This is a genomic window from Streptomyces sp. DvalAA-43 (assembly GCF_900091725.1).
GTDB classification, from domain to species: Bacteria; Actinomycetota; Actinomycetes; order Streptomycetales; family Streptomycetaceae; genus Streptomyces; species Streptomyces pulveraceus.
This window is the reverse complement of record NZ_FMBW01000039.1, coordinates 168,129-194,569: the sequence shown is the minus strand read 5'-3', so window position 1 is coordinate 194,569 and position 26,441 is coordinate 168,129. Positions and strand designations below refer to the sequence as shown.

23 protein-coding genes and 1 pseudogene are annotated in these 26,441 nt (G+C 70.0%); 13 read left to right on the top strand and 11 right to left on the bottom strand.

Annotated features, from left to right (window positions below; genetic code table 11):
• Window positions 1-81: 81 nt before the first annotated feature.
• From car to GA0115234_RS12345, 3 genes are all read left to right on the top strand, one after another.
• Entirely contained in the window at window positions 82-3,483 is a 3,402-nt protein-coding gene (gene car, locus GA0115234_RS44115) for a carboxylic acid reductase (protein WP_093540948.1), read from the top strand.
• A gap of 114 nt (window positions 3,484-3,597) precedes the next feature.
• Window positions 3,598-3,972, top strand: coding sequence for a nuclear transport factor 2 family protein (locus tag GA0115234_RS12350; protein ID WP_093540947.1), 375 nt, complete (start codon window positions 3,598-3,600; stop codon window positions 3,970-3,972).
• Between the two features lie 76 nt (window positions 3,973-4,048).
• The gene (locus GA0115234_RS12345) at window positions 4,049-5,362 is read left to right on the top strand and encodes a TerD family protein (RefSeq protein WP_093540946.1); all 1,314 of its coding nucleotides are present in this window, start codon (window positions 4,049-4,051) and stop codon (window positions 5,360-5,362) included.
• A 52-nt stretch (window positions 5,363-5,414) separates the two neighbouring features.
• On the opposite strand, the gene GA0115234_RS12340 is transcribed toward GA0115234_RS12345, so the two are convergent.
• On the bottom strand, window positions 5,415-6,587 hold the full coding sequence (locus GA0115234_RS12340; protein WP_093540945.1) for a glycosyltransferase: 1,173 nt from the start codon (window positions 6,585-6,587) through the stop codon (window positions 5,415-5,417).
• A 58-nt stretch (window positions 6,588-6,645) separates the two neighbouring features.
• Here GA0115234_RS12340 and GA0115234_RS12335 point away from each other — a divergent pair, with 58 nt between their 5' ends.
• The 4 genes from GA0115234_RS12335 (at window position 6,646) to GA0115234_RS12320 (ending at window position 10,316) form a co-directional block, all read left to right on the top strand.
• Window positions 6,646-7,431 (top strand): glutamate racemase, encoded by a 786-nt coding sequence (locus GA0115234_RS12335; RefSeq protein WP_176729143.1) that lies wholly within the window; start codon window positions 6,646-6,648, stop codon window positions 7,429-7,431.
• 58 nt (window positions 7,432-7,489) lie between these two features.
• Window positions 7,490-8,053, top strand: coding sequence for a hypothetical protein (locus GA0115234_RS12330; protein WP_093540944.1), 564 nt, complete (start codon window positions 7,490-7,492; stop codon window positions 8,051-8,053).
• Between the two features lie 166 nt (window positions 8,054-8,219).
• Window positions 8,220-9,806, top strand: coding sequence for an apolipoprotein N-acyltransferase (gene lnt / locus GA0115234_RS12325; protein ID WP_093541001.1), 1,587 nt, complete (start codon window positions 8,220-8,222; stop codon window positions 9,804-9,806).
• 30 nt (window positions 9,807-9,836) lie between these two features.
• Window positions 9,837-10,316: an NUDIX hydrolase gene (locus GA0115234_RS12320; protein WP_093540943.1), complete on the top strand. Its 480-nt coding sequence runs from the start codon at window positions 9,837-9,839 to the stop codon at window positions 10,314-10,316.
• Between the two features lie 54 nt (window positions 10,317-10,370).
• On the opposite strand, the gene GA0115234_RS12315 is transcribed toward GA0115234_RS12320, so the two are convergent.
• A complete protein-coding gene (locus GA0115234_RS12315) occupies window positions 10,371-11,756 on the bottom strand; it encodes an MFS transporter (RefSeq protein ID WP_161275593.1) in 1,386 nt (461 codons plus the stop codon).
• A 266-nt stretch (window positions 11,757-12,022) separates the two neighbouring features.
• Complete coding sequence (locus GA0115234_RS12310) at window positions 12,023-12,622, bottom strand: histidine phosphatase family protein (RefSeq protein ID WP_093540941.1); 600 nt, start codon at window positions 12,620-12,622, stop codon at window positions 12,023-12,025.
• A gap of 884 nt (window positions 12,623-13,506) precedes the next feature.
• Here GA0115234_RS12310 and GA0115234_RS12300 point away from each other — a divergent pair.
• The 3 genes and pseudogenes from GA0115234_RS12300 to GA0115234_RS12290 form a co-directional block, all read left to right on the top strand.
• Window positions 13,507-14,457 carry a nucleoside-diphosphate kinase gene (locus tag GA0115234_RS12300; RefSeq protein ID WP_093540939.1) on the top strand — a complete coding sequence of 317 codons (951 nt, stop codon included), beginning with the start codon at window positions 13,507-13,509 and terminating at the stop codon, window positions 14,455-14,457.
• Window positions 14,458-14,569: 112 nt separating this feature from the next.
• Window positions 14,570-15,625, top strand: coding sequence for a FomB family phosphonate monophosphate kinase (locus tag GA0115234_RS12295; RefSeq protein ID WP_093540938.1), 1,056 nt, complete (start codon window positions 14,570-14,572; stop codon window positions 15,623-15,625).
• A gap of 141 nt (window positions 15,626-15,766) precedes the next feature.
• A pseudogene (locus tag GA0115234_RS12290) lies at window positions 15,767-16,873 on the top strand (cysteine protease StiP family protein); the annotation flags it as partial.
• A 26-nt stretch (window positions 16,874-16,899) separates the two neighbouring features.
• Here GA0115234_RS12290 and GA0115234_RS12285 read toward each other — a convergent pair.
• The 7 genes from GA0115234_RS12285 to GA0115234_RS12255 form a co-directional block, all read right to left on the bottom strand.
• Complete coding sequence (locus GA0115234_RS12285) at window positions 16,900-17,091, bottom strand: hypothetical protein (protein ID WP_093540936.1); 192 nt, start codon at window positions 17,089-17,091, stop codon at window positions 16,900-16,902.
• Window positions 17,092-17,312: 221 nt separating this feature from the next.
• Window positions 17,313-17,594 carry a hypothetical protein gene (locus tag GA0115234_RS12280; RefSeq protein ID WP_141718424.1) on the bottom strand — a complete coding sequence of 94 codons (282 nt, stop codon included), beginning with the start codon at window positions 17,592-17,594 and terminating at the stop codon, window positions 17,313-17,315.
• A gap of 88 nt (window positions 17,595-17,682) precedes the next feature.
• Window positions 17,683-18,474: an ABC transporter permease gene (locus GA0115234_RS12275; protein WP_161275592.1), complete on the bottom strand. Its 792-nt coding sequence runs from the start codon at window positions 18,472-18,474 to the stop codon at window positions 17,683-17,685.
• Window positions 18,471-19,244, bottom strand: coding sequence for an ABC transporter permease (locus GA0115234_RS12270; RefSeq protein WP_093540933.1), 774 nt, complete (start codon window positions 19,242-19,244; stop codon window positions 18,471-18,473). Before GA0115234_RS12270 ends, GA0115234_RS12275 begins: the two co-directional genes overlap by 4 nt.
• The gene (locus GA0115234_RS12265) at window positions 19,241-20,194 is read right to left on the bottom strand and encodes an ABC transporter ATP-binding protein (RefSeq protein ID WP_093540932.1); all 954 of its coding nucleotides are present in this window, start codon (window positions 20,192-20,194) and stop codon (window positions 19,241-19,243) included. Before GA0115234_RS12265 ends, GA0115234_RS12270 begins: the two co-directional genes overlap by 4 nt.
• On the bottom strand, window positions 20,191-21,006 hold the full coding sequence (locus GA0115234_RS12260) for a hypothetical protein (RefSeq protein WP_141718423.1): 816 nt from the start codon (window positions 21,004-21,006) through the stop codon (window positions 20,191-20,193). Before GA0115234_RS12260 ends, GA0115234_RS12265 begins: the two co-directional genes overlap by 4 nt.
• The gene (locus GA0115234_RS12255; RefSeq protein ID WP_093540930.1) at window positions 21,003-22,142 is read right to left on the bottom strand and encodes a M16 family metallopeptidase; all 1,140 of its coding nucleotides are present in this window, start codon (window positions 22,140-22,142) and stop codon (window positions 21,003-21,005) included. Before GA0115234_RS12255 ends, GA0115234_RS12260 begins: the two co-directional genes overlap by 4 nt.
• Window positions 22,143-22,861: 719 nt before the next feature.
• Here GA0115234_RS12255 and GA0115234_RS12250 point away from each other — a divergent pair.
• Window positions 22,862-23,965, top strand: a complete 1,104-nt coding sequence (locus tag GA0115234_RS12250) for a hypothetical protein (protein ID WP_093540929.1) — start codon at window positions 22,862-22,864, stop codon at window positions 23,963-23,965.
• Between the two features lie 157 nt (window positions 23,966-24,122).
• Window positions 24,123-24,293: a hypothetical protein gene (locus tag GA0115234_RS42295; RefSeq protein WP_161275591.1), complete on the top strand. Its 171-nt coding sequence runs from the start codon at window positions 24,123-24,125 to the stop codon at window positions 24,291-24,293.
• Between the two features lie 249 nt (window positions 24,294-24,542).
• On the opposite strand, the gene GA0115234_RS12245 is transcribed toward GA0115234_RS42295, so the two are convergent.
• On the bottom strand, window positions 24,543-25,823 hold the full coding sequence (locus GA0115234_RS12245) for a helix-turn-helix domain-containing protein (protein ID WP_093540928.1): 1,281 nt from the start codon (window positions 25,821-25,823) through the stop codon (window positions 24,543-24,545).
• Between the two features lie 331 nt (window positions 25,824-26,154).
• Between GA0115234_RS12245 and GA0115234_RS42290 the strand changes: the two genes are divergently transcribed.
• Window positions 26,155-26,325: a hypothetical protein gene (locus tag GA0115234_RS42290; RefSeq protein WP_161275590.1), complete on the top strand. Its 171-nt coding sequence runs from the start codon at window positions 26,155-26,157 to the stop codon at window positions 26,323-26,325.
• Window positions 26,326-26,441: the final 116 nt, after the last annotated feature.

The following is a 26,441-nucleotide window of genomic DNA, read 5'->3' as shown; positions in this document are numbered from 1 at the left end:
CCAACGCACGCAATCGAGTGCCCGGCGACATCCACATCCAGGACGCGTCGGCATCATCGGGACGTCAAGGGAGGCCTGATCATGACCGAACCGCTGGAGGCGGTCACCGCGGCAGTGCGTGATCCCGGCAAGGGACTCGCCGAGGTCATGGCGGCCGTACTGGAGGGGTACGGGGACCGGCCGGCCCTCGGCGAGCGCGTCGAGGAAGCCTCGACAACGCGGCTGCTCCCGAAGTTCGACACCATCAGCTACCGCGAACTGTGGGCACGAGTCCGCGCGCTCGCCGGCACATGGCACCACGATCCGCGGCATCCGCTGAGCGCGGGCGACCGGATCTGCATCATCGGCTTCGCCAGCACCGACTACGCCACGCTCGACCTCGCGTGCATCCACTCCGGTGTCGTGTCCGTGCCCCTTCAGTCCAGTGCTCCGCTGTCCCAGCTGACCCCGATCATCGCGGAGACGGAGCCGCGCGCCCTCGCCACCAGCATCGAGCGTCTGGACACCGCTGTCGAAGCCGTGACCGGGGCGGTCTCGATCCAGCACCTGATCGTGTTCGACTACCGCCCGGACATCGCCGACCAGCGAGCCGCCTTCGAGTCCGCCCGTCGCCGCCTGGCCGAAGCCGGCCGCGCGGTGGCCGTCGACTCACTGGCCGCGCTGATCGAACGCGGAGCCGGCCTGCCGCCCGCCCCCCTGTTCGTCGCCGACGCGGGGGACGATCCGCTGGCCCTGCTCATCTACACGTCCGGCAGTACCGGGACCCCCAAAGGGGCCATGTACACCCAGCGGCTGGTCGGCACCGCCTGGTACGGCTTCAGCTACGGGGCGGCGGACGGGCCCCCGATCAGCGTCCTCTACATGCCGCAGAGCCACCTCGCGGGCCGCTACGCACTGATGGGCTCGCTCGTCCGGGGCGGTATCGGCTACTTCACCGCCAGGAGCGATCTGTCCACCCTGTTCGAGGACATCGCGCTGATCCGTCCCACCGAGCTGACCATGGTCCCGCGCCTGTGCGACATGCTCTTCCAGCAGTACCGGAGCGAACTGGCCCGCAGGGCAGGCGAACCCGGTGACGTCGAGACGGCGGTCAGGACGGATCTGCGCGAGAACTTCCTGGGCGGGCGCGTCGCCAAGGCGTTCTGCGGGACCGCCCCGCTGTCCGCGGAGCTGGCGGCGTTCGTCGAGTCCTGTCTGGACCTCCACCTGTACACCGGTTACGGATCCACGGAGGCCGGCGGAGTGCTGCTCGACACGGTGGTGCAGCGCCCGCCGGTGATCGACTACAAGCTGGCCGACGTCCCGGAACTGGGCTACTTCCGCACCGACTTGCCGTATCCGCGCGGGGAACTGCTGCTCAGGACGGAGAGCATGATTCCCGGGTACTACAAGCGGCCCGAGGTCACCGCCGGGGTCTTCGACGAGGACGGCTACTACCGGACCGGCGACGTCATGGCCGAGCTCGGACCCGACCGGCTGGTCTACGTCGACCGCGCCAAGGACACCCTGAAGCTGTCCCAGGGCGAATTCGTGGCCGTCTCCCGCCTGGAGACCGTCTTCGCCGGCAGCCCCCTCATCCGGCAGATCTATGTATACGGCAACAGCGAACGCGCCTACCTGCTCGCGGTGGTGGTGCCCGCGCCCCATACGCCGGGCGACGACGGCGAGGAGCCGGACTCGCTCAAGCCGCTGCTCGGCGAGGCGCTCCAGCAGATGGCCAGGGAGGCCGAGCTCAACTCGTACGAGATCCCGCGCGACTTCCTGATCGAGACCGAACCCTTCAGCCCGGAGAACGGCCTGCTCACCGAGAGCCACAAACTGCTGCGCCCCAGGCTCAAGGAGCGCTACGGGGAGGCTCTCGACCGGCTGTACGACGAGATCGCCGAGGGCCAGGTCAGGGAGGTGCGCGAGCTGGGTCGAGCCGCTGCGGACCGGCCGGTGCTGGAGACGGTCACCCGGGCCGCCCAGGCACTGCTGGGCTGTCCGGGCACCGCTCTCGACGCCGGGGCGCACTTCACGGACCTGGGTGGGGACTCGCTGTCCGCGCTGTCCTTCTCCCAGCTCTTGAAGGAGATCTTCCACATCGAGGTGCCGGTCGGGGTGGTCATCAGCCCGGCCCATGATCTGGCCCGGCTGGCGAGCTACATCGAGGAGCAACGCGCGTCCGGGGCGCAGCGGCCCACCTTCGCTTCCGTGCATGGCGAGAACAGCACCGAAGCGCGCGCCGGTGACCTCACGCTGGACAAGTTCATCGGTGCGGCGACGCTCGCCGCCGCGCCGACGCTGCCCCGCCCGCGCGGTGCCGTGCGCACCGTCCTGCTGACCGGAGCCAACGGCTACCTGGGCCGGTTCCTGTGCCTGGAGTGGCTGGAGCGGCTGGCACCCTTTGGCGGCAGGCTGATCTGCGTCGTCCGCGCGAGCAACGCGGCTGCGGCGGCGCAGCGACTCCAGGATGCCTTCGACAGCGGTGACGCCGAACTGCTCCGGCGGTACCGGGACCTGGCCGAAGGAGCCCTGGACGTACTCGCGGGTGACATCGGCGAGCCGCACCTGGGCCTGGACGAGGACACATGGAACGGCCTGGCCGACACCGTGGACCTGATCGTCCACCCGGCTGCCCTGGTCAACCACGTACTGCCCTACCGGCAGCTGTTCGGACCCAACGTCGTCGGCACGGCAGAACTGGTCCGGCTGGCGCTCACCGCACGGATCAAGCCCGTCACCTACGTGTCCACCGTCGCCGTGGCGGCCGCAGCGGGGGCGCCGGCTCCCGGAGAGGACGACGACATCCGCAGCACCAGCCCGGTACGGCGGATCGACGAGAGCTACGCCAACGGGTACGCGACCAGCAAATGGGCCGGAGAGGTCCTGCTCCGGGAGGCACACGACCTGTGCGGCCTGCCGGTCGCCACCTTCCGGTCGGACATGATCCTCGCGCACAGCAGGTACCACGGGCAGCTGAACGTCCCCGACCTGTTCACCCGCCTGCTGCTGAGCCTGCTCGCCACCGGCATCGCGCCGGCCTCGTTCTACCGGACCGATGACCGCGCGCACTACGACGGCCTGCCCGCCGACTTCACCGCGGAGGCCGTCACCGCGCTGGGCGCGCGGGCCACCGAGGGCTACCGGACCTTCCATGTGCTGAACCCGCACGACGACGGCATCTCGCTGGACACCTTCGTCGACTGGCTCATCGAGGCAGGCCACCCGATCCGGCGGATCGACGACTACGGCGAATGGCTCGCCCGCATCACGGCCGCGCTCCGCGCCCTGCCGGAGAAGCAGCGTCAGCACTCGCTGCTGCCCCTGCTGCACGCCTTCGCGCAACCGGAGGAGGGCGTCCCTGGTTCGGCGATACCCGCGGACCGGTTCCACGCCGCCGTCCACGCCGCGAAGGTCGGCCCCGGCAAGGACATCCCCCAACTGTCGGCCTCCCTCATCACCAAGTACGTCACCGACCTGCGGCTGCTCGGCCTGGTCTGAGCGCGGTCCCGGCAGGGCTGTGGCGTACGCCTGCCGGCACCGGCCGCTGAACAGCGCGAAACGGCCGTCCCCCGGCCGCACATTCAATGAGAGACGGCGAAAAGGGCACTCGACATGGAACAGGACATCAGCGAGAAGGCGATTTCGTTTCTGCGCCGTCTGGAGGCGTACGACTTCGCCGGGTGCCGGGCGATGTGCTCCGGCGGAGCCACCGTCTGGCAGAACGACGGTCAGGGGGAGCGGGCGATCGACGCGACGCTGCGCCAGTTCGAGGCCTTTGCCGCCGACGTGGACACGCTGCGGTACGACGTGATCCGCCAGTTCCGGAACGCGGACGAGGTGCTCCAGCAGCAGGTGCTTCACCTGAGCAGGGCCGACGGGTCCGTCAGCAAGGTCCACGCGGCGGTCTGCTTCCGGTTCGAGAGCGGCGGCCTCATCGACCGGATCGAGGAGTGCATCTACGCGGTCCCCACGGCCGAGGCACTTTGATCCGCCCTCTGTGACGCCCGTGGCGGTCCGGGGGATTAGGTTGGCGGAGAGAGATTCTTCGGCAGCCGGACTCGCGATGGGGGCGAGCATGACCATGCTAAAAGGAGCCAATGTTCCGGTGGCGGCTCAGGCCGTGCGGGTCGAATTGGGGTGGCGCACCTCCCCGGGGACACCGGATGTCGATGGCTCCGCGCTCCTTCTCGTATCGGGAAAGGTGCGCAGCGACGCCGACTTCGTCTTTTACAACCAGCCCTCCCACGCATCCGGTGCGGTGCGCCACGAGGGCAAGCGGACCGCCGGCGACGGGATGACGGACACCCTCGCGGTCGACCTCGCGCGCGTCGAGCCGGCCATCGACCGCGTGGTCCTCGCGGCCTCCGCGGACGGCGGTACGTTCGGGCGGGTGTCCGGGCTGTACGTACGGATCACGGACGCGGCGAGCGGCAGCGAGATCGCCCGCTTCGACAGCGCGGACGCGACGGTCGAGACCGCGTTCATCCTCGGGGAGCTCTACCGGCGCCAGGGCGCCTGGAAGTTCCGGGCCGTCGGCCAGGGATACGACACCGGCCTCGAAGGTCTCGCGACCGACTTCGGGATCTCCGTCGACGAACCGCAGCAGCCCCAGCCGACTCAGCCGTATCACCAGCCCCGAGCGCCTCGACAGCCGCAGGGCGCACCACGGACCGACCGGCTGCCGCCCGCCCCGCCGACGGCACCCCCGGCGCCCTCCGCACCCCCCGCCGCCCCGCCCGTCCGCCTGTCCAAGGTGACGCTCACCAAGGAGGCGCCGTCGGTCTCCCTCGCCAAACAGGGCGGCACTTCGGGAGCGCTCCGCGTCAATCTCAACTGGGAAGTGCACAAACAGTTCAAGGGCTGGGGAAGCAAACTCGGCAGAGCGGTCGCCAACCACGCGGACCTCGATCTCGATCTCTGCGCCCTGTACGAACTGACCGACGGCCGCAAGGGAGTCGTGCAGGCGCTGGGAAACGCGTTCGGGGCCCTCCAGCACCCTCCGTATATCCATCTCGACGGAGACGACCGCACCGGCGCCGTCGCCACCGGCGAGAACCTCACCGTCAATCTCGACCAGAAGAACAAGCTCCGCCGCGTCCTGATCTTCGTCACCATCTATGAAGGCGCCCGGAGCTTCGCCGATCTCCACGCGACCGTCACGCTCCAGCCGCAGCACGGCGCACCGATCGACTTCTCGCTCGACGAATGCACCGTCCCGTCCACCGTCTGCGCCCTGGCGCTCCTGACCAACAACGGGGGAGACCTCACCGTGCAGCGCGAGGCCCGTTATCTCGTCCCCGAGCGCGGGGTGAGCCCGCAGCGCACCATCGACCACGCCTATGGGTGGGGCATGAACTGGACGCCCGGCCGCAAATGACCCCGCGGCGGTCCGGCCGGCCCCGCGGCCACCGGCCCGCCGCCGGACCCCCTCACTGGTCCGGCGCGGCCTCGGGACGGGTGTACGTACGCCCCTTCCAGGCCGCGCCCCGGCCCCGGTAGTGCTGCACCGCCGAATCGACGGTCATCAGCAGATAGAGCGCGGCGGTGCCCGGCAGCAGCGGCGCCAGCCACAGCGACTGGCGGTAGTGCCCCAGCATCGGCAGATACGTCCCGGCCATCACCGCCCATGCCGCGCCGCCCGCCCACGCCGCCACCGGATCCTCTGTCAGCAGCCCGACGGCGAGCGCGACCGGCGGCGCGAGATAGACCAGCGCGAGCCCGAGCACCGTACCCAGCAGCAGTGGCGGACTGTGCCGCAACTGGGCGTACGCGCTCCGCGACACCATCCGCCACAGATCCGCCAGCCGCGGATACGGCCGCACACTGTCCACCCGATCGGCGAGCCCCAGCCAGATGCGCCCGCCGCTGTCCCGCACCGCCCGCGCCAGCGACACATCGTCGATCACCGCCTGCCGGATCGACTCCGGCACCCGCGCCCGCTCCGCCGCCCCGGTCCGCAGCAGCACACAGCCACCGGCCGCCGCGGCCGTCCGCCCGCGCGCCCTGTTCACCCACCGGAACGGATAGAGCTGCGAGAAGAAGTACACGAAAGCCGGAACGACCAGCCGCTCCCAGACACTCGACACCCGCAGCCGCGCCATCTGCGAGACCAGGTCGAAGCCGCCCGACACGGCGGCGGCGACCAGCTCCCGCAGACTGTCCGGCTCATGCGCGATGTCGGCGTCCGTCAGCAGCAGGTACTCCGGCTCCCGGGCCCGTGCCAGCGCGATCCCGTGCCGCACGGCCCAGAGCTTGCCCGTCCAGCCCGGCTCGGGCTCGCCCGGCGACACCACCGTCACCGGCAGTCCTCCGTACCGTACGGACAGCGCACGGGCGACGTCCCCGGTCCCGTCCTTGCTGCAGTCGTCGACGAGGAAGACCTCCGCCCGCCCCGGATAGTCCTGTGCCAGCAGCGACGGCAGACTCACCGGCAGCATGCCGGCCTCGTCACGTGCGGGCACCACGATCGCGACGGACGGCCATCGGCCGGGGTCCTTCCGGCGGGGCAGCCGCTGATCGGTGAGCCAGAAGAACCCTTGTCCCAGCAGCAGCCACACCCATGCGGCCAGCGAACCCACGGCGATCCAGGCAACGGCACTCATTCGCCGCAGTCTGCCCCACCCCGGCGGAACCGCAAGGGCGGTCGACTATGGTGACCGGGTGAAGATCGCGCTCATGGACTCAGGAATCGGCCTGCTCGCGGCAGCCGCCGCGGTACGCCGGCTCAGGCCGGACGCCGATCTGGTGCTCTCCTCCGACCCCGACGGCATGCCCTGGGGACCGCGTACGCCCGAGTACGTGACCGCCCACGCGCTCGACGTGGCCCGCGCGGCCGCCGCCCACCGGCCGGACGCACTGATCGTCGCCTGCAACACGGCCTCCGTGCACGCCCTGCCGGCGCTCCGCGCCGCGCTCGAACCCACGCTGCCGGTCATCGGCACCGTCCCCGCCATCAAGCCGTCCGTCGCCGCTGGCGGCCCCATCGCGATCTGGGCCACGCCCGCCACCACGGGCAGCCCGTACCAGCGCGACCTCATCGGCGAATTCGCCCGCTCCGTCGATGTCACCGAGGTCCCGTGCCCGGGGCTCGCCGACGCCGTTCAGTACGCCGACGAGAGCGCGATCGACCTGGCCATCGCGGCCGCCGCCGCCCGCACCCCGCGCGAGGTCCGGGCCGTGGTGCTGGGCTGCACCCACTACGAGCTGGTCGCCGAGCGCATCCGTGCCGCGGTGCGGCAGCCCGGTCTGCCGCCCGTCGCGCTGCACGGGTCCGCCGGAGCCGTCGCCGCCCAGGCACTGCGCCGGATCGGGGCCGAACCCGCTCCGTCGGCCGAACCGTCCGCCTCTCTCGCCGTGCTCCTCAGCGGCCGCCCCGCGGAGCTGCCGGAGGCCGCTCTCGCCTACGCCGAGGGACAGCTGCTGGGAGCCGTCAGCACCGCCCGCTGACCCGGCGGGGGCCTTCTGCCCATCCCTGGCGTGCGGAATCTTCAGTACGCTGCTTGACATGAGGGACCACCCCCGAAAACCCCGACACAACGGAGCCGAACCCCACTCCGCCGTCTGGATCGGCCGGGCCACCAACCGGGCCCAGTGGGTACTCGCGGCCGCGGGCGCGGCCTGCCTGGCGCTGGGCGTGCAGCTGGCCGTCAGCTCCAACTGGACCGCCGGGATCGTTCCGCTGCTGATGTCCGTGATCGGCTGTGTCGCCGCCGGGCTGCTGATGCTGTTCGGCACCCTCGCCTTCGTGAATGTGGCTGTCAGGATCGACGGGGACGCCCTGGAGGTGCGCTGCGGCCACATGGGCCTGCCGCGCCGCCGGATCCTGCTCACCCATGTGGTGGGCGCGGAGTTCGCCCCCGAGGTCACCCCGCGCCAGTGGGGCGGCTGGGGCTACCGCTGGCGCCCCGAACAGGGCACGGCCGTGGTCGTCCGCAGGGGCGAGGGTCTGGTGCTCAGACTCGGCGACGGCCGGACGTTCACCATCACGGTCGACGACGCGGAGGCGGGCGTCCGGTTCATCCGCGAACGCCTGCACCTGCCCGCGACCGGCGCGACGGCCGGAACCTGACGCCGGACCCGCGAAGGACCCCGGCGGACACGGCGAGGGCAGGAACGGCCGGATCCACGCGGTGACCCGGTCTGTGGGGGAAAGGGCCGGAACGATCCGGTACGAAGGATTCCACCGCACGGGCGGAGCTGCCGACCTCACAGCCGACCACCGTAGACTCCGCCGGGTGAGCGCCACCATCACCCCAGTCGAAGCCGCGCAGCCGGCCCCGTCCCCCGTGTCCCGGAAGCGGCGCCTGGTACGGCCCGCCGCCGCTGTGATCGCGGGTGCACTGCTGTATCTGAGCTTCCCGCCCCGCCCCCTGTGGTGGCTGGTCCTGCCCGGCTTCGCCCTGCTCGGCTGGGTGCTGCACCGACAACGGCTGCGCGCCGGGTTCGGACTCGGCCTCCTCGCCGGACTGGGCTTCATGCTGCCGCTGCTGCACTGGACCGGCGAGGAGGTCGGCCCGGTGCCGTGGCTGGCCCTCGCCGCCGCCGAGGCGGTATTCATCGCGGTCGGCTGCCTCGGGATCGCCGCCGTCAGCCGCCTCGCCTGCTGGCCGGTGTGGGCCGCCGCCGTCTGGGTACTCGACGAGGCGGTCCGGGCCCGGGTGCCGTTCGGCGGCTTCCCCTGGGGGAAGATCGCGTTCGGGCAGGCGGACAGCGTGTTCCTGCCGCTCGCGGCCGTGGGCGGCACGCCGCTGCTCTCCTTCGCGGTGGTGCTGTGCGGCTTCGGTCTCTGCGAGGCGGTACGCCAGTTCCGTGCCCACCGTCGTACCGGCACGCTGCCGCGGGCGGCCGTCGCCGCCGCTGCCGCGACCGTCCTCGTACCCGTCGTCGGTGCGTTCGCCGCGCTGCCCCTCGTCGACGACTCGGCCGAGGACGGCACCGCGACCGTCGCCGCGATCCAGGGCAATGTGCCGCGGCTCGGACTCGACTTCAACTCCCAGCGCCGTGCCGTCCTGGACAACCATGTGCGCCGCACGGAGCAGCTCGCCCGGGAGGTGAAGGAGGGCAAGGTGCCGCAGCCCGACTTCGTCCTGTGGCCCGAGAACTCCTCCGACCTCGACCCGTACCGGAACCCCGACGCCCGGATCGTGATCGACGACGCGGTGAAGGCCATCGGTGTGCCCACCGTGATCGGCGCGGTCATCGAGCCCGACACCGGGAAGCTGCGCAACACCCTCATCCAGTGGGATCCGGAGAAGGGCCCGGTCGACACGTACGACAAGCGGCACATCCAGCCGTTCGGCGAGTACATGCCGATGCGCTCCGTCGCTCGGGTCTTCAGCTCGGACGTGGACCGGGTGCAGCGCGACTTCGGCCCCGGCAGGAAGGTGGGCGTCTTCGACCTGGCGGGGACCGAGGTGGGGCTGGTGACCTGCTACGAGGCCGCGTTCGACGACGCCGTACGGGACACCGTCATGCACGGCGGCCAGATGATCGCCGTACCCAGCAACAACGCCACCTTCGGCCGCAGCGAGATGACCTACCAGCAGCTGGCCATGTCCAGGGTGCGGGCGGTCGAGCACAGCAGGTCCGTCGTCGTCCCCGTCACCAGCGGGGTCAGCGCGGTCATCCGCCCGGACGGGACGATCGTCCGGAAGACGAAGCTGTTCACCCCGGACGCGCTCGTCGACAAGGTGCCGCTGCGGTCCTCGCTGACGCCCGCGACCCGGATGGGCACGCTCCCCGAAGGAGTGCTCGCACTGATCGCCGTGGCCGGGCTCGGCCTGGTCACCGTCCGGTCGGTACGCGGTCGGCGCAGCCGGTGACCAGGCGGCCGCACCACGTAGGGTCGGTCCATGGCAACTCCTGATTTCATCCGCGAGATCCGCGCCACCGCGGGTCAACAACTGCTCCTGCTGCCGGGAGTCACCGCCGTCGTCTTCGACGACGAGGGCAGAGTGCTGCTCGGGCGGCGTTCCGACACCGGCAAGTGGTCGGTCATCGGCGGCATCTGCGAGCCGGGCGAGCAGCCGGCGGCGACGGCGGAGCGCGAGGTGTACGAAGAGACCGCCGTGCGCTGCGTGGCGGAACGGGTGGTGCTGACCCAGGCTCTGGACCCCGTGCAGTACGCGAACGGTGACCGCTGCCAGTACCTCGATGTCACCTTCCGCTGCCGGGCCACCGGCGGCGAGGCCCGCGTCAACGACGACGAGTCGCTGGAGGTGGGCTGGTTCCCGGTGGACGCGCTGCCGCCGTTGAACGAGTTCGGGCTCTTCAGGATCAAGCAGTCCCTGACCGACGGACCCACCTGGTTCGAGCCCACCGTCCAGCGGTGAGCAGCGCCACGCGCCGTGCGGGCCGGCTCTCCCGGCCCGCACGGCGCGGGGTGCTCAGACGGTACGGGCGTCCGCCGGCGGCGCCGCGGACGTCTCCGGGACGCTCGCGGTCCCGTCGATGTCCGTGAGGTCCCGGTGCCTGGTCTCCCTGGCGCAGGAGACCGCCAGCAGGGTGATGAGCACCGCGGCGATCACATACAGCGAGATGGGCGTCGAGCTGTCGAAGTCCGCGAGCAGCGCGGTGGCGATGAGCGGCGCCGGGGCACCGGCCGCGACCGACGAGAACTGCGCGCCGATCGACGCGCCGGAGTACCGCATCCGGGTCGCGAACATCTCAGAGAAGAAGGCCGCCTGCGGTGCGTACATCGCCCCGTGGAAGACGAGCCCGACGGTGACGGCGAGCAGCACGCTCCCGAAGTTCCGGGTGTCGATCAGCGCGAAGAACGGGAACGTCCACAGCCCGACGCCGACCGCACCGACGAGATAGACCGGCTTGCGACCGACCCGGTCCGACAGCGCGCCCCACATCGGAATGACCACGAAGTGGACGGCCGAGGCGATGAGCACCGCGTTGAGGGCCGTCTGCTTGCTCAGATCAGCCGCGGTGGTCGCGTAGACGAGCACGAACGCCGTGATGACGTAGTAGCTGATGTTCTCCGCCATCCGGGCGCCCATGGCGATCAGCACATCGCGCCAGTGGTGGCGCAGCACGGCGACGAGCGGCATCCTCTCCGTCGCCCCGGCCGCCGACCTGCGTTCCTCGGCCTGCGCCAGCGCGGCCTTGAAGACCGGTGATTCATCGACGGAGAGCCGGATCCACAGACCGATGACCACCAGGACACCGGAGAGCAGGAAGGGGATGCGCCAGCCCCACGCCCCGAAGGCGGAGTCCGACAGCAGCGCGGTGAGCGCGGACAGTACCCCGGTGGCGAGCAACTGCCCGGCCGGCGCACCCGTCTGCGGCCAGGAGGCCCAGAAACCGCGCCGCCCGGCGTCCCCGTGCTCCGACACCAGCAGCACGGCGCCGCCCCACTCGCCCCCGAGCGCGAAGCCCTGCACCAGGCGCAGGACGGTGAGCAGGACGGGGGCGGCGGCCCCGACCGTGGCATGCGTCGGCAGCAGCCCGATGGCGAACGTCGCTCCGCCCATCATCAACAGGCTGAGCACCAGCAGCTTCTTGCGGCCGAGCCGGTCGCCGTAGTGCCCGAACACCAGGGCACCGAGCGGCCGGGCGGCGAAGCCGACCGCGTAGGTGAGGAAGGACAGGAGCGTGCCGACGAGCGGGTCGGACTCGGGGAAGAACAGCTTGTTGAAGACCAGCGCGGCGGCCGACCCGTACAGGAAGAAGTCGTACCACTCGATCGTGGTCCCGATGAGACTTGCGGCGACGATGCGCTTGAGGTTGGAGGGCGCTGGCGGGGAGCTTGCTGGGGCGGCCATGGGTACCACTTCCGGACGGTGGACGGGGACGGTTCCGTGTCGCCACACCGTAGGAAGGGGCAGATCGGGGGCGTATGTGGTGGGACACCACAGTTCTCGGGCCGGGTGTGCGCGGGGGCACCACGACAGGCGTGTCGAGACTGCTCCGAAGACCGTGTCGCCGACTCCCGTGCTGGTGTGACGCTGATCTGGAACCGCGTGTCAGCACCCCTGATCACCTGTCCCGTGCTGACTCGGCCGGCAATCGGGTCCCTGGACGGGAACGGTTAAGCGCTCAGGTGGCCGCAGTCGTTCCAGGTCTCGATCGCGGGCTCTCCGCAGGAGGACCACCCCAGGACCGAGAGCGACGTGGGATCGAGGCGCCCGTGGGCCGCGAAGTCGATGTCCAGGCCGAACCAGCGGGCGCCGATCGTGCGCAGGATGTAGTTGTGGGCGAAGACCAGCACGTCACGTTCCTCGGAGCGGACCCACTCGATCACCTCGTCCGCGCGCGCGGAGACCTCGGCGCGGCTCTCGCCCTCGGGCACACCGTCCCGCCAGATCAGCCAGTCCGGACGTTCGGCCCGGATCTCGTCGGAGGTCATGCCCTCGTACGCTCCGAAGTCCCACTCCGTGAGCGCGTCCCACGGGGTCGCCCGGTCGTCGAAGCCGGCGATCTCGCACGTCTCACGCGCGCGTGCGAGCGGACTCGTACGGATCTCCACCCCGGGAAGGCCGTCCAGCGGCGCCCGGCGCAGGCGCTCGCCGAGCAGTTTCGCGCCGAGTCGTCCCTCATCCAGCAGCGGGATGTCGGACCTGCCGGTGTGTTTGCCGAACAGCGACCATTCCGTCTGTCCATGCCGGGCCAGCAGGATGCGCGATGCCATGACAGGGCCTTTCCGGGCGAATTGAGCTGCGTGCGGTGCGTTACTCGTGCCTGCGCCACAGCTTTGTGAGGCCCCTGCTCGGGCCACTGTCCGGCTCCGAACAGCAGGCCCGGCGTACTCGGGGGCGCAACATCAGTACGCACTCCCTCAGCATGACTCGCGCTCGGCTTCCGGATCAGGCGTTGTCCGTTGCCTCTCTGGGCCAGGCGGCGGTGGAGCACGATCCGGCCGAGGCTCCATGCCCGGGGGCGGCGGCAGACCTTCGAGGGGCAGCCGACGTTCCGGGCCCGACCGGACCGTACCGGCAAGAACAATCCGGTGCTGCCCGTTGCTTCTGTGGTGGGCAACGGACAACGTCTTGAGACGAAGAGCTGTCGGCTACCACAGTTGCTTCATGACTTCGCACCCTGCCGTGACACCGGCTACGCCGGTTCCCCCGGCCTCTGCTGCCCCGGTGGGCGTTGCCGAGGACGGAGGTACCCCTTATCGACGCCGTAGCCGGAGAGGTTCGCCGGAAGCCTCTGACCGCGGACGCCGGGCTGTTGGGATCCTTGGCGGCGAGCGCGCGGCACATCACCGAGGACGTGCAGGGCACGGTGGCCGTCGAGGTGGGCACTGACTATTGCGCCGGTGGCGTCGGCGAAGCCGGGACGGTGACGGATCGACTCGCCAAGTGCCCGGACAGGATGGACGACTTCCGGGTCGGTCTCGGGTCTTCGAGGTGACGACCTCTGCCCACGCCTGTGGAATCGGTCGGTCCGTCCTGGGTGGTGACCCGGCAGACGTCATGACACCTCGGACCGGCAGGTGAAGGGTCTTCCGGCAGGGCGGGCATCGCTGCCGGTACAGCAATCCAACGGCATACCAGGGGAGGGGTATTGAGCATGGATCAATCCGAAAGAGCGTGTGTCGTACCGGAATGGCTGAGTCGGGAGGGGCGCAAGCGGGAAACCTTCGCGGTCGATCCCTACTACCGAGACGCCTGGGACGACCTGGCCGACCTCTTCGGCACCGAACGGACCGTAGCCGATCAGCTCCATCGCGTCGCCCCAATGGTTCTGAAGCCGGACGCTGTTGCCGTCCGGGGCGGAGCGAGGCTGCTGGCCGCGGTGCGCGCCGCGGGCTTTGTTCCCGTCGCATGGAGAAAGCTCCGGTTCGACCGTCATGTCAGTCGCGAACTGTGGCGATACCAGTTGAACGTCGCGACCCGCGAGCGCATCGATCTGATGGACATGATCATGCCGATAGGGGAGGCGCTGTACATCCTGCTCCGAGACACGACGGAATCAGAGATACCGGCTACCGCCAGACTGAGCCACATGAAGGGACCGACTCGCCCTGAGGATCGGAAGGCACACCATCTGAGGCGGATCGCGGGAGCAGCCCAAGCCTCGGCGCTCACGTACATTCATGTCGCGGACGAACCCGCCGACATTCTCAGGGAGTTGGGTGTCTTCTTCGAGAGGTCGGAGCGGAAGCGCCTCCTCGCCGCCCTCGACAGCCGTCGGGACGTCACGCAGCAGGTGCTGGCGGCCCTGACGGAAGTCGAGGTGTGCACCGAAGCATCCGACCTGTCCTGGAAACGGGCGTTGGACAGACTGGACGCGCAGCTGTCCAGCCATCCGGACGGCGCGGAATTGGCCCTGCTGCTCCAACAGGTGCGATCCGGCCGGAGCAAGGACTGGCAGTCGCTTCTCGCCTTGGCGGACAGGCTTGGGATGCGGTGGTCGCGTTGGGACCGGATATCAGTGGCAGCCCAACTGGGCGCCCGGCATCTGGCGGCCGAACCAGTAATTCCTGACGTGAGCCGGTCCGCTTGGTCGGTCGACTCCTGATCTCCCGGGGACCCGGTACCGCTGTGACAGGCCCTTCGGACCGATCGCGGCGGTGAGGTGGGCATGGCCGTTCACTCTGGAAGCCGTAGGAATTCTTGAAAGGCAGGAAAGCATGACTTCACAGATCTCTCCGACCTCGGTCGAACCGGACACACGTGATGACGTGCGTGACGCTCTCGGTCGGCACTACACGATCAGGTCGTCCCGGGTGATCGATCTCAACGTGTTCAAGGTTCGTGTCTCCAGCAATGTCGCGGACTTCGCCGGGTACGCCTTCTACACTCGGTTCGCCTCTCCCGAGGAGGCCTGCGCATACGAACTCGTCTTCGTGGATCTGAACCGAGACCCGATCGATCCGGCGCTGATCGAGCCCCTTGTGGACCAGGGATACCGCGCCGACCGGTTTCGCGCGGGCTCCTACATCACCCACCATTTCGGTCCGCCCGCCTACCTGGTGACTCGTGGTGATCGAATCTATGTCTTCGGTCGCGAGCTGGAGCGCACCCTCTGGCCGTACTTCACCAAACGCCTGCTCACCGACTTCGCTGTCGATCATGATCTCGTGCACCTCAAAGCCGCGGCTTTCGTCCAGCCGCAGGGTGCCACCCTGCTGTTCGGCCGCCAGAAAGCCGGGAAGACCGTCTTTCTTACACAGGCTTGTGCCGCGGGTGCGCGGTTCTTGAGCAATACGCATGTGCTGACGGACGGAGAAACAGTACATGGCGTACCTTCCGCGATGCGGGTCCGGAAGGGTCCGGGCTTCGATCAGCTGATTGCTTCGGGCCAGTTGGAGAAACATCTGGAAGCATCTGAATATCGGCTTGATCCCGATCTCATCTTCGGTCGCCAGGGGATCGCCGGAGCCACGGTCCGCAACCTGTGCGTCATCGATTACAACCCGGACCGGCCCCCCTGCTTCGATGAAATCGACGCGGAGCCTTTCGCGGCGTTCCTGGACCTCTTTGCCTGTGCGCCCGGTGCCTACGGATTGAAGGACGACATGTTCGCCCATCTGGACAACGACTTCTATCGGTACAGTGCCGCCTTCACGGAAATGAAGCAGCGCATGAGCGACCTTGTCGGGGGAGCACGGCGCTTCCATATAAACGCGGACATGCTCGATCCTGCCGTTCGGGACCGCACGCTGGCGCGACTCGCGGAGCAGTGAACGAAATGTCCCTCCCGAACGAGGCCCTGATTCCCGCGTACGCGGCCGGTGTTGTCCTTGCAGAAAGGCCGGGCCATGGCAACTGAAGTCGAACGCAGTGCACCTTTACCGGCGGAGAGTCAGGGGTGTGCTTCCGGTACCCCACTGCGCGGCCCCGCGTTCTCCTCGTACGCCCCCGAGGATGTCGGCTGGCTGCTCAAGGACCTCTCCGGAGTGGCCCTTGAGACCACCCCCACGGAGGAGCGCGAGGAAGCCGTGCTGGGCGGCGGCGCCCGCTACCGCGAGGCGCTGCCCATCGAGTACCAGCCGGATGCGTCGTACCTGGACCTCTACCGGGCCGCGCTCAAGGATTCCGCGGTACGCACCGCCCGCGCCATCGGTGCCGTCACCGAGACCGTGCTCAGCGAGCGGTCACCCCGCCCCGTCCTCGTTTCGCTCCTCCGCGCCGGCACCCCCGTAGGCGTACTGATGCGCCATTGGGCGCGGCATGCGCACGGCCTCGACCTGCCGCACTACGCGCTTTCCATGATCTTCGGCCGCGGCATCGACACCACCGCCCTGCGGTGGCTGGCCGACCACCACGACCCGGCCGATGTCGTGTTCGTAGACGGCTGGACCGGTAAGGGCTCCGTCACCCGCCAACTGGCCGAGGAACTGCGCGACACCCCCTTCGACCCTCACCTCACGGTCCTCGCCGACCCCGGGTCGTGCGTGGAGACCTATGGCTCGCGCGACGACATCCTCATCCCCTCCGCCTGCCTCAACTCCACCGTTGCCGGGCTGATATCGCAGAGTGTTCTCCGCGCCGACCTCGTCGGCCCGCACGATTTCCACGGAGCCAAGTTCTACCGCGAGCTCGCTGACGCCGACGTCTCCCGCGACTTCCTCGACACGGTCTCCGCCCGTTTCCCGGACGTCGAGGCCGATGTCGCCGCCGACGCCAAGGCGCTGGCCGCCGCCGACCGTACGCCCACATGGTGGGGGTGGGCAGCCGTCGAGCGGATCAGTGAGGAGTACGGCATCCACCACACCAGGTTCGTCAAGCCCGGCATCAGCGAGACCATCCGCGTACTGCTGCGCCGCGTCCCGTGGCGGGTCCTCGTCCGGCGCGGGGCGAGCGCCGACCTCGACCTTGTGCGGCTGCTCGCCAAGCAGCGCGACGTGCCTGTGGAGGAGGTCGACGAACTGCCGTACTCCAGCGTGGGCCTGGTCCGTGTTCGCGGCGCGAACGCGGCGTCCCACAGGTAGACCAGGGCTCTCTCGTCGCCGCGGGTTCACCGGCCCGAGGTCTTGTGAAGGGGAGCCAGGAGGTTGCCCACGAAGGCGTTGTGTTCGGTCCGGTCGGCCGGGCGGCTGAACAGGACCGGCTCGCCGACCGTCTTGCGCCCGCGGCGGCTCCGGGTGGTGAGGGCGAACCGGTGGCGTGGCCCGGAGGACGACAGGTCGGAAAAGGCTCCTTGCGTCACCGGCCGGGTACGGTGCGGCGCCTGGAAGGCGCTGAGCGCAAGCCCTCGTACGGGATGCACGTGAGCTGGTGCCCGGTGCGGCGAGCGGGGCACCCCCACGCCCTTGAGGCAGTGGGGGAGCGTACCGGGCGTCGCGACGGCGTGAACATCCGCTGTCGGGGCGTCAGGGCGCGTATTGAGTCGTGATCAATCCGCGGTTCGGGTCAGGCCCTTGAGCCGGATCATCGAGGCGCGCGGCTGGAGGCCGACGAGGTGGCCGTCCGGGGTCTTGTCGTACCGGTGGCGATGCCTCGCCAGGTCTTCAGCTTGCCGATCAGGCGCTCGGTGGTGTTCTCCAAAGCGGTGACGACGTCCTGGCCCCGGTGCGTCCCGGCGACGCCGTGACGGGCACGGGCGGTGGTGGAGCCGATGCCCATCACGACGGACAGGTCCACCTCGCCCCGCTCCACGGCTTCCGCGATCAGGCCCTCGATCGAGCAGGGCCTCGAAGACGCCGGCGTCACGCCACTGCCGGAAGCGGGTGTGCGCCCACCGGACCAGGTCCCGCGGCGAAGGCGAATCCCGCAATTTGACCACGACCCGACACACACCCTAGAAGTGGTCGGTCCGACCAGTACGTCTGCTGCGGTTCAGGAACATCGTGAACATCACGTCCGCCGCGACAAGCCAGCCGACGCCCAGCGCAGTTGCCGCGCCGGCGGCGGCCAGGGCGACGGTTCCGTCGTTGGCCAGAACCGCGCGCACCGCCCGCAGGGTCCACGTGGGTGGTAGCGCGAGCGCGACGACGCGCACGATCACCGGCCAGCGTTCCACCGGGATCTGCACACCGCAGATGATCATCATGGTGAGCGACACGCCGTTCGCCACCAGGTTGCGGGCACCGTTCGCGTTGAGTACGAGCGCCGCGAGCAGCAGGCCGAAGCAGTAGGTGGACAGCGAGGTCAGCACGATGAGGCCAACCAGCGCGGGGACCTGGCTCGGCCGCCAGGCCACGCCGAACAGCGGGCCGACGGTGAACATCGATACGACCGTGGTCACGCTGGCGCTGGCAGGCCACTGGAGGCTGCGCCCGAAGAACACCCAGACCGGGCGGCTCGGCACTGCGGCGAGGAACTCCAGCGTGCCGGCGGCACGCTCCCAGGTCGTCGACGAGATCACAGCCATGCACTCGATCACACTGCTCATGAGGCAGCTGCCGACCGCGAGGTACTCGGTGTGGGACGGGCTGCCGGCGGCGGAGCGCCCCAGGAGAGCGAAGAAGACGGCCTGCGCCAGCATCCGGCCCAGCCAGCCGAACAACCAGATGCGCCAGGTATAGAGGGCACGCATGTCGGCCGCAGCGTTGGCCGCGCTGTAGGCGACCACCCGAAGTGTGCGGCTCATGTCAGCACCACGGTGCCCTCCCGGCATGCTCGGCCGATCATCCGGCGCATCAGGACCGTTCCGATGAGGAAACCCGCGGCGCCGAGCGCCACGATCGCCAGCAGTCGCCATGGAGCGTCGGTGACGGCAGCCGGGGCGAGACTGGCCCGCATCAGGTCCGCGGACCAGGTCAGGAAGATCAAGTCCGTCACGGTCCGCAGCCACCAGGGGAACATGGTCAGGGGAACCGCCAGGCCGCCGAGCAGGTAGAGCGGATAGCTCAGGGTGTTCTGCAGGACCCGGGCGGAAGGCAACAGCACGTAGAGCGGCGAGAGCAGGGTGGCCGTGCCCGCGGCGGCCAAGCTGCTGGTGACCAGGCAACAGATCAGCACGACCGGGTGCGGCACCGGCATCCAGCCGGTGCCGCCCAGCAGGCTGACCGCGGTCCAGGCCTCGGCGAACGCGATCAGCCCGATGAGTGAGACCGAGCACATCCGCCCGAACAAGGTGACGGCGAGCGACGCCGGGGCGCCGAGCTGCGCCTCCAGTGTGCCGATGAGCCGGTCCTCGGTGATCGCGTTGCCGGCCACCGACAGGGCGAGCATCCACAGTGCGATCAGCGTGGGCGCGACCACGGCGTTGCCGATCTGCGTCTGGTGCCCGGCCCACCGGTCCACGGTGACGATGAACGTGGTCAGCAGGGGGGTGGTGACGCAGACCAGGTAGGAATCGGGGGTGGCGGCGGACAGCCGGAGCTGGAGGGTGATCGCCGCCCAGAACTGCCGCGTCACCGGACCGCCATCCCACGGTCCTCTATGAGGCTGAGGTACACGTCGGCCAGCGTCGGACCGGGGGTGTTCAGCTGGCTCACACCGGCCTCCAGCAGGAAGGTCAGCACTGCCCGGGTCGTCGCCTCGCTGTCGGTCAGCACCCGGATCGAGCCGTCCGCCGCCTGTTCGACAGCGCGTACGCCGGGAACTCCGCGGAGGCCGACCACGGTGTCGGGGGGCACCTGCCGGGCTTCGACGGCGTCGACACGGGCGACGAGATTCCGTATTCCGATGGTGTTCTCGGTAGCGATCACCCGGCCGTGATCGATGAAGGTGACCCGGTCGCACAGGGCCTCCGCCTCGGTCATGTCGTGCGTGGCCAGGATGATGGTGTGGCCGTTGCCGCGCAGGTCGGTGACCAGGGCGCGGAAGTCGCGGGCGGAGATCGGGTCCAGGCCGGCGGTGGGTTCGTCGAAGATGAGCAGCGGCGGATCGGCGACCAGCCCGCGCGCGATGTGCAGCCGCTGCTTCATGCCCCGGGACATCGTGTCGACGCGATCGTTCGCCCGGTCCGCCAGTCCCGTGCGCTCCAGCAGCTCGTCGACGCGCGCCCGCAGGGCGGAGCCGTGCAGCCCGTACAGCGCCGCCCAGAATCGCAGGTTCTGCCTGCTGCTGAGCCGCCCGTACAGCCCACGCTCGCCGCCGAACACCACACCGACGATCCGCCGGACCTCGTTGGGCGCGATGTCCACGTCGTGTCCGAAGACTCGCGCGGTGCCGGAGGTCGGGCACAGCACCGTGGACAGGATGCGGCACAGCGTCGTCTTGCCGGCGCCGTTGGGCCCGAGCAGTCCGTGTACCTCGCCCTCTTCGATCCTCAGGTCGACGTGGTTCAGGGCGACGAACGGCGTCGCATCCGAACGCTTGCCCGGATACGACCGGGTCAGCGCTTCCGTGACGACGGCGCTCATGACGCGGTCACCCCGCACTGGCGGTACCAGAGCGTGTGATCGGGATTCCACCCCTGAGTGAGCAGCTTCGCGACGATGCGGTCGCCGTGCCCGTTCCCGCCATCAGTGACGGAATGTACGACATCGCCGATCAGCGGAGCACCGGACTTGGCGGCCTGCCGAACACACGCACGGGTGAGCGCGTCGGTGGCCGTGCGCCGAACCTCGTCGTCGGCCTCGACGAGCACGTCGAACAGTTCGACGTACGCCTCACCGGTGACCTCGTCCCGCTCCGCGCAGAGCAGGGTGGCGTGGCCGATGGCGGTCGCGTCGCGTTCGGCCACGAAACTCTGCCGCCCGGGGAGGGCCAGCAGTCCGGCCGCGATCTCCTCGGTGTCGCCCAGGGTTCCGGCCGGTCCGTGGGCGGCCCCATCCACCAGCGCTCGGCCGACCCAGCGCCGCAGGGCGGCCTCGTCCTCCGGCACCGCCCGCCGCACCGTGATCATGTCCGATGCGGCCGGTGTGTCCGCGGCCGGTTTGCCGCTGTGGCGGAGGTAGCTGGTGTGGCGGATCCAAGGACGCGGCGGGGCGCCGTCGGTGTGGTGCAGGCGCACGAGAACGGCGTCCGGCGCGTCGACGAGGTCGGCGGCGATCCTTGGCAGCGCTGCCCACCAGCCCGCGTTCGTGGCCAGGGCAGCCGGGCAGTAGGTGACCAGTAGGCGGCGCTCGCCGCTCACCGGGTCGGTCTGCTCGTCGGCCACGAACCGACTGCCTTCGAAATCTCGCAGCACGTCGGCCCGGCCGGCCATCTCCAGGTAGTCCGTCACAGTCATCGCGCGGGCTCCGGACGTACAGTCACCACGAGATCCCGCAGGATGTGCTGAGCGGCCTGGGCTACGTCGTCCGCCGTGACGGCGCGCAGCTGCGCCATGTCCACGTCGGCGGAGAACGGCGCACCGGCCACCGCGCCGGCGGCGAGCCGGCGGGCGTGTTCGAGTGGGTCCTCGGTGTCGAACACAAGTGCGCCGCATGCCTGCCGATGGGCCGCGTCGAGGTCCTCGTCGGACGGACCGCGCTCCGCCAGGTCGCGCAGTATGGCGGTCACCACCTGCACGACGTCCGGGCCGCGATCGGGGTCGGTGCCGATCAGCACCCGCCAGGCACCGGCCTCCGCGTAGCCGCGGTGCCAGGACTGGAACGAGTACGCCAGACCATGCTCGTTGCGCAGCGCGCGGTAGAGCGGCGAGAACGGACTCGCACCGCACAGGGCCGCCAGGATCTCGAAGCGGCTGCGCTCCGGGGTGGCTGCCGCAGCCGATCGGCCGCCGATGCTGACCCAGGAGTACTCCTCGGGCCAGCGGATCTCCTGGTGTCGTACCGCGCCGAGCGGGGCGAGCGGCCGTGCGACCGGCAGACCGGCCGCGAGCGCGGACCGGGCCTGGTCGATGTCGGGCGCCTTCGGCCCGACGACGGAGAGCGCCAGCCGGCGGCCGCCGAACATCAGGGCGTGGTGGTCCCGTACGGCCTGCGGGTCGATGCCGCGCACACTGTCCGGCGTGCCGCCGACCGGGCGGCCGAGTGGATGGTCGGGAAAGAGCGCGGCCAGGAACGCGTCCTGCACCGTGTCCGCGGGATCGGCCGCGGCGGCGTCCAGTTCACGCAGTACCACCGCGCGTTCGGCCGCCAGGATGGTGTCGTCGTATTCGGGCGTGGTGGTGGCGCGGATCAACAGATCGGCGACCTCGGCGAGATCCTCCGCGAGCACCTGGCATTGAAACAGCATCCGGTCCAGCCCGGTCTCCGCGTTCGCCCGGCCGCCGGTGCGTTCCACGTACTCGGCCAGCGAGGGTTCGTCCCGGACGGGAGAAGCCATCAACAGATGTTCGAGCAGATGAGCGACGCCGGACGCCGCCCCGGGATCGTCGCGTGAGCCCATGTCCACGGCCAGGCAGATACTGGCGGTGCGCATATCGCTCCGAATAACCGAATCAATCGCGTTCTGTACGAGCACGGCATTCTCCTGGACCAGTTTTCCGTAATAGTGGGCGCCACCGAAAAGCGGTGGCGCCCACCCGTGCGACCTATCCGGTCAGCGCTTCTTGATGTTGCTGATCTTGTCGAGACGCGGGCGCATGGCTGCTACGTGCTTACGCATGGGGTCACTCCTTCCGGGTCTGCGGCCAACGCACGTACGGCTTGTACGTATTCGGTCGCCGGCTGCCGACTTCGACGAGTCTGGCGTGGCGACCTCGCCGCGAGCCAGACGTTGTCCGTTGTCTGCTCAGCAGGAAACCCGGCAACGACTGGTCGAGCAATAGGGGACGGCATGGCGTAGGAACTCGGAAAAGCGGAGATTCCCCAATGAGTACGGCCGTCGGCGGGAATGCCGTTGGGTGCGGAATGTGGAATGACTGCGCCCCGCGACGGACGTTCCCGCCCTGGTGGGCGCTGAGGGCCACCCCGATCGTGGTTGGTCCTGGTCGCTGCGACTGAGAATGTCGCCTCGCAACAGGTGGCGGAACAGCGCGGCTTCGCATCCGAGGGCACCGCGCGGCCGGGCGGGATCCTGTTCGCGGGCCGCACCGGCTCCGGGTGTGTTCCCTGTCGCGTGGACCTGCCGGCGTTTCCTGCTGAGCGGGCAACGGACAACGGCTGGCCCGCACCGAACCGACGGTGGAAGGTGATCGGATGAGTACTGAAACCGCGACGGTCCCACACACCACCGCACCCGAGATCACGCTGGACCTGCTGTTCGGGCTGCTGGACTGCGATCCGGGCGACGGCCTCGCCAAGCTGATGCACAACGCGCGGGTGGCCCACTACACGCTGCCCGCGCTGGTGCTCTCGGTGCTGGAGAACGAGGGCGTCGACCTGGGAATCACCGCCGGCGCCGAGCTGCGCCGGGCCCGGCACCGCGCCGCCAGATACGCCGGTGTGGTCGCCGACCTGCCCGACGGCGGCGAGGTCGTCCCGCTGAAGGGAGCCTCGCTGGCGCAGCTGTACCCGCCGGGTGTGTTGCGCTCGCAGGGCGATGTCGATCTGCTCGCGCGGGACGAGAGCCGGCTGTGGCAGACGGTCACCCGGTTGGCCACGGACGAGTCGGGCCAGATCTGGGTGACCGTGATGGGCGCGGAGCCGGCGTGGAACGTGCTGGTCACCATGGTCTGGCAAGCCGACGAGCCGATCGTGGATCACGAGTACCGGGTCGAGCTGACCACCGCCGCGCTGCTCGGCGACTTCGACAGGGTGAGGGTGCGGACGACCCTGCCGACCGATCCCGTCCTGGCAGCGCTGGTGTGCCTCACCGAGGAGGGGCTCCAGCGTCCGTTCCACCCCAGAGACGCCCTCGACCTGTATGTGCTGCGGCCGCGGTTGCCGGCCGCCGCGGACATCGCCGCGCTCGTCGAGGAGTTCCAACTGGCGCCCGAGCTGCTCGGACTCGGTCGGTACACCTCGCGCGTGCTGCCGCAATGCGACGTCGCCGAGCTGATGCGTGTGCTGGCCGAGCCCGCTCGGCGTGAACTCGACCGCCGGGAGAACCTGCCGGCCGCCGTCGCTCCGGCCGGGCTTCGCGACATGGTCCGGTGTGGACAGCCCGCGCAAGGCCTGCTGCTGCGCCGCCGGACCCGCACCGACCTGGCCACGGCCCGCACGCACTGGAGCGGCGACCAGGCGGTGCTGCACACGCCCGTGGGCGACTACCTGTTGGTGGCGGGCAAGCTGGTGGCCGAAGAGGACGTCGAGTCGGCCCTCGCAATGCTGCGCACGTGTGACGAGAGTGCGGCTTGCTGACCAGGCCCGGACCGCCGCCGGTCGCCTCCGGCGGCTCCGGTGGTGTGATCTCCGCGTGGCCGCCGGCCAGGTCGCGCGGCCACCAGGCGCCCGTGTTCGCCGCGCCCGCTGTGTGAGGGCGTGATTCCCGACCCACGTCCCGGTCCACGGGGCGTGGGTGACCTCGATCATGTGGACCGGACGCCCGGGGCGCGCCGCCGACCTGCTCGAACTGGACGACGCGGGCGACGACTTGGCCGCCCGGGGTGACGAACCCGGTCCGGTCGCCCGGCGCTCGGCCCGCTGCTGCTCTCCGCAGCGGAGATCCGCGGCATTCCGGGCACGGTGACATGGGCGGCCCAGGGCGGCGTGCCCGGAGAAGGGACGCTGCCGGCACTGCCCGGTGCCATCGGCGAACGTGGCATCCGGGCAGCATCCAGAGCAGGTTGAACGGGTCCGGCGGCCCCGCATGCCTGGACCGGTTCGGCGCTGACCGCTGGTTGTGGAGTGTCGGGGCGGCGCTGCCGGGGCCCCCGTCCTCGTTGCGCACAGGCGGTTGCGGCGTACGGGAGTCCGGCAGGCGGCGCACCTGGGCGTGTCAGTCGTCGGGCGCCGGCCGGAGCGGTGGGGTCTCGTTCAGCCCGGCGGAGAAGGCCGCGGTGAGCTGGTCGAGACGATAGGCGCCGGGCGCGACCTGGTGCAGCAGATGAATCTCCGCCAGAGCGTCCAGCAGCGCGTGGGCTTCGTTCACCCCGGTGCCGAGCAGGTCGGCCGCGGTCGTCGGTGAGATGGTCTCACCGGCGGTGACCGCCAGGCGTTGCAACGCGTTCGCCGCAGCAGGCGCCAACTTGCGGTAGGACCACGACAGAACGGTCCGCAACGCGGTCGCCTCATCCGCCCCGCCACACAGGCCGCCGCACGGCGACTGATGCCACCCGGCGATGTTCTCGGCGGCGACACGCAGGGCCAGCGGGACATATCCACAGTATTGCGCGATGTCTGGCGCGGCTGATCGGTCGAACAACGGTCCGGCAACGGCTTCGAGCAGCCGTAATGCCTCGTCTTCGGTCATCGGTGGCACCGTGACTCGCTCCGCGCCGTCCCGTACGACCAGCCCGGACAGCCGGTTCCGGCTCGTCACCAGCACATGGCACCCGCCGGCCGCCGGCAGCAGTGGCCTGACCTGTCCGGGATCGGCCGCGTTGTCCAGCATGATCAGCGCGCGCTTGCCGGTCATCAGGCTGCGGTACCGGGCGGCGAGGTGTTCGGCTGGCACCTCCGCGTCCACCTGTCCGCCGAGGGACGTCATGAAGTGGCGCAGGACATCGGCCGTGTCGGCCGGCGCGCCGGGGCCGAAGCCACCCAGATCGGCGAACAGGAGGCCGTCGGGGAACTGGCGCGCCACACCGTGGGCCCAGTTCAGCGCTGTGCTGGTCTTGCCGATTCCCGCCTGCCCGTCGACAACGACGACGGTGCACTCCGCCGAGTCGCGACGCGCACCCGACAGGTGAAGAGTGCGGTCCAACGCGGACATGGTCGCCGCCCGCCCGACCAGGCCGGGCACCGCCCTGGGTAACTGGTTGAGCGAAGGGCCGCGGCGGCCGGACCTGCGGGCGTCGACGAGACCGCTCAGCCGGCCATCGGTGCGCAGTACCTCGTCGCACCGCCGGGCGAGCATCTCGGTCGGCGTCTTGGCGTCGGTCTCCACCCTGCTGAGATGGCTCTTGCTGTAGTTGACCAGTTGGGCCAGCTGTCCGAGTGAGAGCCCCCGGTCGCGTCGTGCGGCTCTCAAGGCGGGCCCAAACGACTGCGTGGGGGCCGTGTTGATGGCTCTGTGCGACTGCTCCGGCTCTACCCCGTCAGCTGGTCGACTGGTCATGAATGTGCTCCTCGTGGTGAACAAGTCTCCGAAGGGGGCCGGTCCGAAGAAGATCGAGCCGCTCCATCACTGTGGTTGTCGCCCTGCCCGGGGAAGGCGTCGGAAACGGGTGGGTGTCCGCATTCCCGTGATGCGTGTCCTGCGGACACGTAGCGTGGAACAGCACGACGACCGAGCAGGCGTCGCCATCGGTGTTCTCGGGGCCGACCATGAGGTCGCCCTCGGCCGTGCTGTGGGAGGCGTTGAGGTCGAGGTCTGCCGTCTTGCGGGGCCCGTGGTGAGCTTTCCGTTACCGCTGCCCCGCGCGGTGGCTGGTCCACCGCCGGTGATCGTGGCGTTCCCGCCGGATGTGCCGCTGCCGCCGGAGGGCCCGGCCGGGGAGGAGGACGCGATCGAGGACGCAGGGGAGGCCGGGGAGTCGTTCGAGTTCGTGGCGGAGTCCTCGTTCCCCTGGCAGGCGGTGGGCGAGAGACCGCCGCGAGGGTCAGGGCGGCAACGGTGATCCTCTGAACGCGCATTGTTTCTTCCTCTGCGGTCAGTGCCGGGTGGTGCTCGTCCGAGCGAGCGCTACTGATCATGGAGACCCCCCTCGGCCCGTGAAACGTTCCACTCGCCCGC